The sequence below is a fragment of the Escherichia sp. WS3227_2 genome (genome assembly GCF_046486495.1).
GTDB lineage: Bacteria > Pseudomonadota > Gammaproteobacteria > Enterobacterales > Enterobacteriaceae > Escherichia > Escherichia coli.
In genome coordinates, this window is the sequence record NZ_JBJQLG010000014.1 from 128,011 (window position 1) to 138,230 (window position 10,220).

Below are 10,220 nucleotides of genomic sequence, written 5' to 3' on the forward strand. Positions count from 1 at the left end.
TAGGCGACAGCAACCCAATTACAAATTAATGGTTCCAGAATATCACATCAAAAAAACGCTGTATAATATTATAATTAACATGTAGACAACTTGTAATAAACATTATCAGTCAATTGTTTTGTTTATTCCATCTGTGACGCCGATTATTTTCTCAAAATAATGAGATGGCGTGACACCATAATAATCTTTAAATGCACATATGAAATATGAAGTACTGTTATAGCCACATTTCTGGGCTACGACATTGATAGAATAAGAGTTTGAAGTTATGAGTTTTTTTGCATACCTCATCCTAGTATCTCTCAATATTTCAGTAAATGACGTTCCTTCATCCCTTAATCTTTTTTTTATTAAACTTTCACTCGTATAAATCAATTCCGCAATATCTTTTAAATGCCATTGCCGCTCAATATTAAAACTGATTATTCCAGTAATTTTACAGGTAAATGTATTTATATTTGTTAGTATAAATGAATTTACACTTTCGCGTTTTTTGAACATGGCAAGTAAGGATATACATAGTCTTTCTTTTAACCAAAGGGAGTGTGAGTCTGCTATTTTAATCCCTTCAAACAGAGAAAAAACAAGCGATAATGGAGGTTCCTCTTCAGCAATATAGCCATTCTTATCAAGAGTAAATTTGCCAGGCAGCTCATTATTCACGTCGATAAAAAAGGATAAACATGTTTTCTTATCTATATCAACAATTCTTAGTTTAGAGGGGCATACTGGTAACTCCCTTCTAATTTTGTCGCTTACAATAAACAATGAATTTTTTTTGAACGAGATAACTCTCCTGTTTATAATTAAATCAAATGATTGACAGATGAAAACTACGGAGCAAACATAATCCATCTTGCACCTATCATAAAATTAAAACAAGTTGATAGCAGTCAAATAACAACCAATTAAATACACAATCATAATCAGGATGATGTGCATTTATATTTTTATACACAAAATTATAGTTTGCAAATTTTAATAAATTTCATTTAAGATTAAATTATTATATGTATATTGTTTTTTATTCTAACGTATTTCAAAGTTACATTTTTCAACGCTTACTATACTTTTTATTAACATAAACTCACTACAACGCACCTGAAACCTCTTGCTATATATATGTCAACCGTTTGAATTTAAAATAAAAAGAGTATCATTTTTACTTGCATTTCTTATCAAGTCACATTCAACAACAGTAAAAAAACATTATTAGAACCATTCAATTAACAAAAAACCAACATCCAGCTTGCTTAATTTTTCTTTATTAAACGACATTGAAAATCAATTGATAAAATACATCTAAACAACCTTTTGGGGCGCAAAAGCATAACATCAAACAAACAAATAACACACCGAAAAAACTCACAATTAATAACCTATGATATACATACTGTTTATTATGGTTGAATAAGCCACTCGATATCTGGTGCTACGGAAGTGTCCACACGGTTTAGCAGCACCCGATACTTTTTCCAGGCTTCCAGCAACGAGTTTTCTTCCTCCGTTGCATATACAGCTCACCTTTTTTCACCCACGATTAACCAACAGCCAGACCAGCAGACACGCCACCACCGGCACAGCAAAATCCATCAGGCTTGCCACATCCCACGCGCGCGGATCAAAACCGCCCCACCACGGCATATTCATTCGCTTGCCATGCCCGAACATTTCGATCCAGCGATATTCTGCCTGGGTGTGTTCACGCGCAATGAAGAACGTACAACCGGCTATCGCCCCGTAAGCCCAGTTTCCGGTAAAAAGACCAACCAGTACCTGCGCAGCCACAGCACAAAGTGCATGAAGGAAAGGTGTTATATCCATTATTCCTCCTTTATCCGATATCGCTTCGGGAAGTTAATAACAACTTTAATTCTGACTCAAGTTCATCAACTCTTTCTGTCAGCTTCTGGATATGGTGAATCAGTGGAACAACCAGACGTTCGTACATTACACCTTCGGCAACAAGGCCATTGCTGGAAATAGCTTCAGGAGCATCATCTTCGTTAGCTGGTCGCCAGTGTACAAACTGAGGGGCAATTTCTCCTACTTCCTCGGCAATCAATCCGTAGAACCCCCAGTCACGCATGTCATTTTCGCATTGCGACCTGTACCACACAGGGCGCATCCTGAAAATGACATCGGCGTGCTCTGAATCTATCGTCTCTACTGAATGTTTATAGCGGATAGACGATGTTGACCGCAGTACAGACGAAATTGCAGGGTCAGGATTAAGATAAAGGTTTGCCGCCGCAGTAGTCGTGCCCAACCCCCATAAATAAAACGCTTCGCGGCCAGTCAGCGGGTAAAAATCTCCACCATAATTACCGCTTTCGAGAGCATTCACTTCCAGTTTGTTTTTCAGCTTATTATCAACTTCAGTTTTTGTGTATCTGGAGCTGATATCCTGCTTTGCACTGGTCATCTCAGTCTGAAGCGTTGATACTTTTCCGTTAATTGAGGAAATATCTCCCTTTAGCGTGGTGATGTCTCCCGGAATTACTGTTTTTGTAACCATTGTCTTACTCCATTAAGCCCATGTCCTTACATGCTGATCTGTCGTAATGAAAGGCATTAAAGAAGATATGTTTTTACTGCCATCAACAATCCTCATGTTTACGAAAAAACCACCGCGATCAATGCCTGTACATCTTTCGTTTTCTGGCTCCTCGTAATCGATAATGCAGCCAATAACATCAACAAGAACCCCATTTTCTTCTTCAAGACTGAACAGGCCACTGTCATATACAATTGCGTTAAACTGTTCTCTGTTATCGAATCGTAATGTTATATCCCGCATTATACGTATTCCTTAAGCTGCGTATCTGACAATGCTCTGTTCCAGAAACGGAGGTTTTTTATATGACCATTAAGGTGTCGTAATCCTGTCGTCGTTTGCCCCCCGATACGAATCACGGCAGCTTCACGAATATATTTCCATACTGTTTTTGTTTCTGTGCTTATATGCTTATTTGCAAATGAGCATGTCATGCCGTCAGCCTTAACCCTGAATCCCATAACGAGATCTCTTACTCCGCATGACTCATATACACGTCGGTTAGCCCCGCCTATATCGCAATACGAATAACCGTCCTGACTAATAGTTCCAGAAGAACCAAACCCCATAATAAATGGGCCCCCGGACTGGTGATTTTCTGAATCAATGACACGCGGTGCAGCATTATGAGAAATAAACCAGTTTTTATGGACTTCCACCATGAACGTAAAAGGCATGGTATACATATTTTTCATCAGCGGAAATTTACATAAATCTGATGCACGAGTAGCTGGCTCTGTTGTCGTTATGATAAAGGATGTTGCACAAGCACCATACTCAAATTGCGGGGTGGTTACTTCTATCCAGTCACCTGTTGCAAAAGACCCCACAGCTCTGTCGGCTGCAATTTGCAACTGCGTACCAACCATTCCCCATTCTGGCAGACATTTCAGGGTTGCCTGAAAATATATCCATCCACTACCTGGATCGATTTCAAAGTTTGCTGTTAATAGCTGGGCATTACCACCCGTAATTTGTAGTTCATGGGTCTGTAATGACAAATAGGCGTCACAAAGGAAAGTGTATCCTTCCGAGTTATACCGTTCAAAACGGATACGTGCGCGAACATTGAGATCACTTCTTACCCTGAACGACGCGGTAACATACGGACCTTTACTGTACTGATCATCGCCAGTCACATCTATGCCTTTATTACCAGCAACTGTGCATATATTTCTCCCTGTTGTCGTTCCTGCTATGTCGCTTCCTACTGTGAAACGTCCATATTTAAACTCAAATTCATCTGTTGATGATGTTACAGATATACCACCGCTTTTATTCCAGGCATCAGGATTAAAACTATTTACGAACATGTTTGTTCGCTGATTCTCTATCAGCAAACCATATTTTTCAAAACGAGGAACGTTATTCCCTGCCACGGTAATATGCCCGGACTTATCAATATACGTTGCAGATGAAGCCCGGCTAAATTGGCATATGCCATTAACAGGCATTGTTATTTCATCACTGCCGATGGTTATTGTTTTATAGCCCGGGGCATACCCTGTTATCGCTTCCAGAGAATCATTCAAGGGTAGCCAGATATCAGGAAGCGGAGGGACAGAAGCAGGATCAGCGGCATCTTCTGCAATCCGGGCTGCATTCTCTGCTCTTGTTGCGGCTGACGTTGCTTCTGTCTCGCTAGCTGCTGCTTTTGTTTCACTCGTCTTTGCGTTAGTTTCACTGGCTTTTGCAGCTTTTTGGCTATTAGCTGCCGCTGTTGCAGAACCAGCTGCAGCACTCTCGCTTTCGGCTGCTGCATCCTGACTGCTTTTCGCTGCAGTTTCGCTGGCTTTGGCATTCGTTTCGCTGGTCTTCGCTGCCGTCTGGCTGGACTTTGCGTTAGTTTCACTCGTCTTCGCTGCTTTCTGACTGTTAGCCGCAGCAGTTGCTGATCCGGCTGCTGAAGTCGCAGAACCGGCCGCCGCGCTCTCGCTTTCAGCTGCTGCAGCCTGGCTGTTTTTCGCCGCAGTTTCACTGGCTTTGGCATTCGTTTCGCTGGTTTTCGCTGCCGTCTGGCTGGACTTTGCGTTGGTTTCGCTCGTCTTTGCGGCTGTCTCGCTGTTTTTCGCGTTGGTTTCTGATTTTTTGGCTGCTGTCGCGGAGTTTGCCGATGCAGTCTGTGAGGTCGCTGCCGCCTGTGCGCTGTTAGCTGCATTCGTTTCTGAGGTTTTCGCCGCGTTCTTCGATGATGCCGCTGCAGTTTCGGATTTCTTTGCCACCGCTGCGCTCTGAGAGGCGGCTTCGGCGTTGCGTGCCGCTTCTTCCACCATTGCCTCAAAACGACGCAATGCCTCTGGCATGACATCATCTTCCGTCATGGCACCGAGAAAATCATTCAGCGTACCTGGTCTGGAACCTTCATAGACGGTAATGGTTCCGGCATGTGAAGGCGGAAAACCTTCAACCAGCAGGGTGACGCTGTACTGGCCATACTCAACATCCATGCTGTAACGCCCGGCTTCATCCGGATTTTCAGAGGCCACCGTGTTCACCAGTACCGTGGTGCTGTTACGCTTTGCCTTCAGTTGAATAGTGCAGTTCTGTATTGGTTTTCCCGCACCATCTTTCAGCACACCTGAGATTTTTACTGCTGCCATATCCACTCCACAAAAAAGCCCGCCTGAACCGGCGGGCTGTCATAACACTGTGTTACCTGGCTAATCAGAATTTATAACCGACACCCACGATGAAACCGTCAGTGCGCCAGTCGCCACTGCCGGAGCCTTCATAAGCAATATCAATGGCCACGGATTCGGTCGGGTTAAACTGCACGCCAGCTCCCCACGCCAGAGACGTGTTGCTGTGGCGATCGTCATCACTTCCGGTCAGCACATCGTGCGTTTTCCCCTTGTTGTCAGTTACGCGGAGATAATCCCCGGAGAACGTCGAAACACGGCTGTAAGCCACACCTGCCATCGCATAAGCACTGAACCATTCATTCACGCGTACAGATGGCCCCGCCATCATGCTGAACCAGCGGTTACGCACTGAATCTTCATGCCAGCGGGTATCGCTGTAATGCGTTTTTTGCTCATCTTTGGCATTGGCATAACTGAATGACGTCACCAGCCCCAGCGTGTCCGTAAATTCATAACGGTATTTCACGTTAATGCCCTTCAGGTCATCACTGCCTGGCATATCAGTATGGGTCTGAAGATACCCGGCGCTTAGTGTGGACTGATGCTCTGCTGCGCTCGCTGGCGTACCAGCGGCAACCAGCCAGACTACTGCGGACAGAATAACAGCACATAATTTACGCATAATTACCTCTCGCTTTTCTGCAATAAAAAAGGCGTCATTTCTGACGCCCGTATTGGGGTTATAAAATTCAGCTGATACTGATGCCTGCGGTGGCTTTCTTCATCACCACAACCAGCAAATCGCTGATACTTGCTGTGGGATACCAGCCATTTACCAGCCATGCCGATACAGAAAATTCCAGTGTCATGACACCACTGCCTGCAGGCATATCAATAACACCCGTATATATCAGCGTATTATCCAGAGCCGTTCGGTTATAAATTTCAGCACCGTTTTTTCGTACTATCAGACGGCATGAGGAGTAGATATCAGTATGATCTTGCTCATGTTTAGCGCCACTGAATGCCACCGCCGGGATAACAATTTGCCGGTCAAACGGCTGATCGTCATAAACCCTGACGGTAATGGTTCCTGATGGCCACCGCTCCGGTGCACGGGAGTCCCGGGGGAAAGCTTTGCCCACTGTTTTAACGAGATCGCCTTCAATCTGGTTCGCGGACAGTTTTCCCAGAACCCGGCAGTTCTCGTTAATCGTGACGTTGTTGAGCGTCCCGGAGTTCGCATTCACGTTACCGCTGATATCGGCATTTTTCGCCGTCAGCCGCCCGTCCGGTGTCAGGGAAAATGCCGGAGGATTACCGCCGCTGGTAATGGTGGGAGCCGTCAGATATTTCAGGAACACTTCGTTCATGAATATCTGATCGCCCTGACCAACAAACATCGGCTTTGTGTTGCCATTCGCAGGATTAACCATCGCAATCCTGTCCGCCGCCAGCAGCACCTGACTCTGCATGCCGTCAGGGGTGTTCTCAATACCGGCACCAATACCCGCGATATAAAGGCGTCCGTCCTGCATCTGCTGCAGCTTCACAGCCCACATGCTGTTCAGGTTATTATTTGTATCAACCTGAACCTTCTGTATCTGCTGGATCGCCGCACTCTGGTCTTCCAGTTTCTTATTGACAGTCTGCGTGATTTCATTGCTGACATCCGTAATGGACGTCCTGATTTCAGCCAGGTCAGGCGCAAGCTGACCGTTATCAATCTGCGTCCACAGCTCCTGAGCCAGATGTGTTTTCCCTATCTCTCCTTTGAAAAAATCCAGGTAACCTTCCGCATCATCGCTCGCCCGACCGATAGCCTCCACGAATGCCGATTTGCCAACAGTATTCACACTGCGGATATAAAAGTAATAATCATGGCCCGGTTTGATATTGATACTGGCAGCTATCCAGTACAGCGCCGTGCCAAGATAGCGGGCTGTGGTTTCAACCTGCCTGATATCCGCAATCCGCTTTTCCGAGAACCAGAACTCAAACTGTACCGTCGGATCATAAACGGCAAGATGCGGCGTGGCGGTTATCTGAAAATAGCCCGGCGTCAGCTCAATCCGCGACGGCGCTGCCGGTGCGGCAATCCGGAACGATACCGACGCCGGATCGCCCTGCTGCCCCCACGCATTTACTGCCCGGACTGTCAGCCTGTAGTTCCCCAGCGCCAGTTGTGTGAAGCGGTAAGTGGTTTCCGTCGTCCGGGCCGTGCTGACCAGCCGCTCACTGCCGTCATCCGCTGCCACGGTCAGGCGAAGCAGGAAGCTCACGCCCTTCACCACCTTCGGCGTATCCCAGCGCGCCAGCACCTGGTATTCCCCGCTGTCTGCGGTGACTTCGGCAGTCAGGTGCTGCACTGCTGGCGGCGTGACACCATTCACCGTGCCGCTCTGGTCACCGTCAAAGTGCGCCCCGTTATCCACGATGGCTTCTTTCTCCGGTACATGCTGCACGGCAGTGATGGCATACGTACCGTCATCGTTCTCACGGATACTCACGCAGCGGAACAGGCGCTGGCGCAGCGTCGGCAGCTTCAGCCCCCACACGCTGTATTCAGCAACACCGTCAGGAACACGGCTCACTTTTACCTTCACGCCGTCGGTGACGGACTGAACCTCCACGCTGACCGGATTGCCACTTCCGTCAACCAGGCTTATCAGCGTGGTACCGGAGGATGGCAGCGTGATTTCACGGTCGAGCGTCAGCGTCCGGGTCTGGCTGTTCACCGCCAGCACGCGACCACCGGTGCTGATACCGACATAGTCATCATCGCAGATTTCAATGACATCGCCCGGTACATGGCGAAGCCCTTCAGCACCCACGCTGAAATCCACGGTCTGCGTCTCCAGCAGTTCCGTTTTAATCAGCCACAGCCCGGCGCGGTGTGCCTGCCCCCGGCTGGTACAGCCAAAGGCATCCATCTTCGTGACATTACGACCGTAACGGGCAATGGCCTGCGTATCTTCAACAAGCTCTGTCGCCGTCTCCCAGCCGTTGTCCGGGTCAATCCAGTTCACCTCAACGGCATTATGGCGGTCCTTCAGGGCGCTGAAGCTGTAGCGGAACGGCGCGCCATCATCCGGCATCACCACATTACTGCGGTTATAGGTCCACACCTTATCCGACGGTCGGTCCTGCACGAACGTCAGCGTCTGCCCGTTCCATACCGGCATACAGCGCATCGCCGAGCAGAAATCACTGAGCACATCCCACGCCTTGCGCTGTGTGGTCAGGTACGCATTACAGGTGATGCGCGGCTCCGTGCCGCCAAAGCCGTCCGGCACTGACTGGTCGCAGTACTGGCCGATGACATACAGCGCCCATTTGTCCACATCCGCCGCACCAAGACGTTTCCCCATGCCGTAGCGTGGATGGGTCAGCATATCCCACAGACACCAGGCCATGTTATTGCTGTATGCTGGCTTAAACGTTCCGTCCCAGATACCGCTGTATTGCCGAGTCTGCGGGTTATAGTTCGACGGCACCTGCAGAATACGCCCGCGCAGATGATAATTACGGCTCACCTGCTGGCTGCCGAACTGCTCCGAATCCACCTGTACGCCGACCAGTGCCGTGTTCGGGTAGCACTGTTTCACATCGATGATTTCGGTGTATGACGACCAGAGCGTTTTGTTCTGCAGCTGGTCTGTGGTGCTGTCCGGCGTCATCCTGCGCATCCGGATATTGAACGGGCGCGGCGGCAGGTTATCCACCACCACCGAGGCCAGATACTGCGAGGTGGTTTTGCCCTTAATGGTGATGTCTTTTTCCGTCACCCAGCCACCATTACGCTGTATCTGAACCAGCAGGCGGACTTCCGACGGATTCCGGTCCCCCTTTGAGGTGGTTTCCACCAGTGCCTGTACACCGAAGGTAAAGCGCAGACGGTCGATGTTTGCCGACGTGATGGTCCGGGTGATCGGCGTGTCATATTTCACTTCCGTACCCAGCACCGTCTCGGAGCCGGAGGATTCAAATCCCTCCGGCGGTGTCTGCTCCTGCTCACCGGTCCGGAACACCACCGTGACGCCGGAGATATTGGTATTCCCCTCACTGTCCAGCACCGGCGTACTGTTCAGCAGCACGCTTTTTAATCCGTCCACCGGACCTTCAACCGGCCCTTCGCTGATGGCATCGATCACACTCAGCAGCTGCGTGGACTTCAGGTTGTCCTTCGCTTCGCGCGGGGTATGCCCCTTACTGCTGCCTTTACCCATTCCTCACGCTCCATAAACGACAAAACCGCCCGCAGGCGGTTTCACATAAAACATTTTGCATCAGCGACCAATCACCACAACCTGACCACCATCCCCTTCGTCTGCCGTGCTGATCTCCTGAGAAACCACGCGTGACCCCACGCGCATTTCACCGTACAGAACAGGCAGAACATTGCCCTGGGCAACCATGTTATCCAGTGAGGAGAAATAGGTGTTCTGTTTGCCGTTATCCGTTGTCTGTGTACGGGGAGTTCTGGCTTTCGGTGCCAGCATCTGCGCCACACCACCGAGCACCATACTGGCACCGAGAGAAAACAGGATGCCGGTCATACCACCGGCCCCAATGGCTGCCCCCCATGCTGCAAGGGTGGCTCCGGCAGTAAAGAATGATCCGGCAATGGCGGCTGCTCCCAGGACAATCTGGAATACGCCACCTGACTTGGCCCCGGCGACTCTGGGAACAATATGAATCACAGCGCCATCAGGCAGAGTCTCATGTAACTGCGCCGTTAACCCGGACGTGCTGACGTCCCGCCCGGCAATCCGTACCTGATACCAGCCGTCGCTCAGTTTCTGACGAAACGCCGGGAGCTGTGTGGCCAGTGCGCGGATGGCTTCAGCCCCCGTTTTCACACGAAGGTCGATGCGGCGGCCAAATCGTTGCAAATCCCCGTAAAGGCAGATGCGCGCCATGCCCGGTGACGCCAGAGGGAGTGTGTGCGTCGCTGCCATTTGTCGGTATACCTCTCTCGTTTGCTCAGTTGTTCAGGAATATGGTGCAGCAGCTCGCCATCACCACAGTAAATGGCGGCATGATTCGGCACCGATGAACCAAAACAGCACAGCAGCACA

Annotated in this window: 8 protein-coding genes and 2 pseudogenes; all 10 read right to left on the bottom strand. The window is 49.1% G+C overall.

Annotated elements, in window-relative coordinates; genetic code table 11:
• Positions 1-105: 105 nt before the first annotated feature.
• Positions 106-855, bottom strand: a complete 750-nt coding sequence (appY, locus tag ACJHXB_RS19210) for a DNA-binding transcriptional activator AppY (protein ID WP_000386784.1) — start codon at positions 853-855, stop codon at positions 106-108.
• Positions 856-1,400: 545 nt separating this feature from the next.
• Positions 1,401-1,511, bottom strand: a pseudogene (locus ACJHXB_RS19215) (tail fiber assembly protein); the annotation flags it as partial.
• Between the two features lie 19 nt (positions 1,512-1,530).
• A complete protein-coding gene (locus ACJHXB_RS19220; protein WP_000355609.1) occupies positions 1,531-1,824 on the bottom strand; it encodes a hypothetical protein in 294 nt (97 codons plus the stop codon).
• A gap of 10 nt (positions 1,825-1,834) precedes the next feature.
• Positions 1,835-2,518: a tail fiber domain-containing protein gene (locus ACJHXB_RS19225; protein ID WP_410233527.1), complete on the bottom strand. Its 684-nt coding sequence runs from the start codon at positions 2,516-2,518 to the stop codon at positions 1,835-1,837.
• A 12-nt stretch (positions 2,519-2,530) separates the two neighbouring features.
• Positions 2,531-2,800, bottom strand: a complete 270-nt coding sequence (locus ACJHXB_RS19230; protein ID WP_001544317.1) for a hypothetical protein — start codon at positions 2,798-2,800, stop codon at positions 2,531-2,533.
• Positions 2,801-4,790: 1,990 nt separating this feature from the next.
• Positions 4,791-5,157, bottom strand: a pseudogene (locus ACJHXB_RS19235) (prophage tail fiber N-terminal domain-containing protein); the annotation flags it as partial.
• Positions 5,158-5,221: 64 nt separating this feature from the next.
• The gene (locus ACJHXB_RS19240) at positions 5,222-5,821 is read right to left on the bottom strand and encodes an Ail/Lom family outer membrane beta-barrel protein (RefSeq protein WP_001228252.1); all 600 of its coding nucleotides are present in this window, start codon (positions 5,819-5,821) and stop codon (positions 5,222-5,224) included.
• Between the two features lie 67 nt (positions 5,822-5,888).
• Complete coding sequence (locus tag ACJHXB_RS19245; protein ID WP_410233528.1) at positions 5,889-9,368, bottom strand: phage tail tip protein; 3,480 nt, start codon at positions 9,366-9,368, stop codon at positions 5,889-5,891.
• 60 nt (positions 9,369-9,428) lie between these two features.
• Positions 9,429-10,001, bottom strand: a complete 573-nt coding sequence (locus ACJHXB_RS19250; RefSeq protein ID WP_000847666.1) for a tail assembly protein — start codon at positions 9,999-10,001, stop codon at positions 9,429-9,431.
• On the bottom strand, positions 9,998-10,220 hold a 223-nt coding region (locus tag ACJHXB_RS19255; RefSeq protein WP_032147180.1), incomplete at its 5' end, for an NlpC/P60 family protein. The genes ACJHXB_RS19255 and ACJHXB_RS19250, both read right to left, overlap by 4 nt.

What these genes read in the sequence shown, in the direction of transcription:
- appY (WP_000386784.1), bottom strand. Translation starts at nt 855, where the DNA reads ATGGATTATGTTTGCTCCGTAGTTTTCATCTGTCAATCATTTGATTTA.
- ACJHXB_RS19220 (WP_000355609.1), bottom strand. Translation starts at nt 1,824, where the DNA reads ATGGATATAACACCTTTCCTTCATGCACTTTGTGCTGTGGCTGCGCAG.
- ACJHXB_RS19225 (WP_410233527.1), bottom strand. Translation starts at nt 2,518, where the DNA reads ATGGTTACAAAAACAGTAATTCCGGGAGACATCACCACGCTAAAGGGA.
- ACJHXB_RS19230 (WP_001544317.1), bottom strand. Translation starts at nt 2,800, where the DNA reads ATGCGGGATATAACATTACGATTCGATAACAGAGAACAGTTTAACGCA.
- ACJHXB_RS19240 (WP_001228252.1), bottom strand. Translation starts at nt 5,821, where the DNA reads ATGCGTAAATTATGTGCTGTTATTCTGTCCGCAGTAGTCTGGCTGGTT.
- ACJHXB_RS19245 (WP_410233528.1), bottom strand. Translation starts at nt 9,368, where the DNA reads ATGGGTAAAGGCAGCAGTAAGGGGCATACCCCGCGCGAAGCGAAGGAC.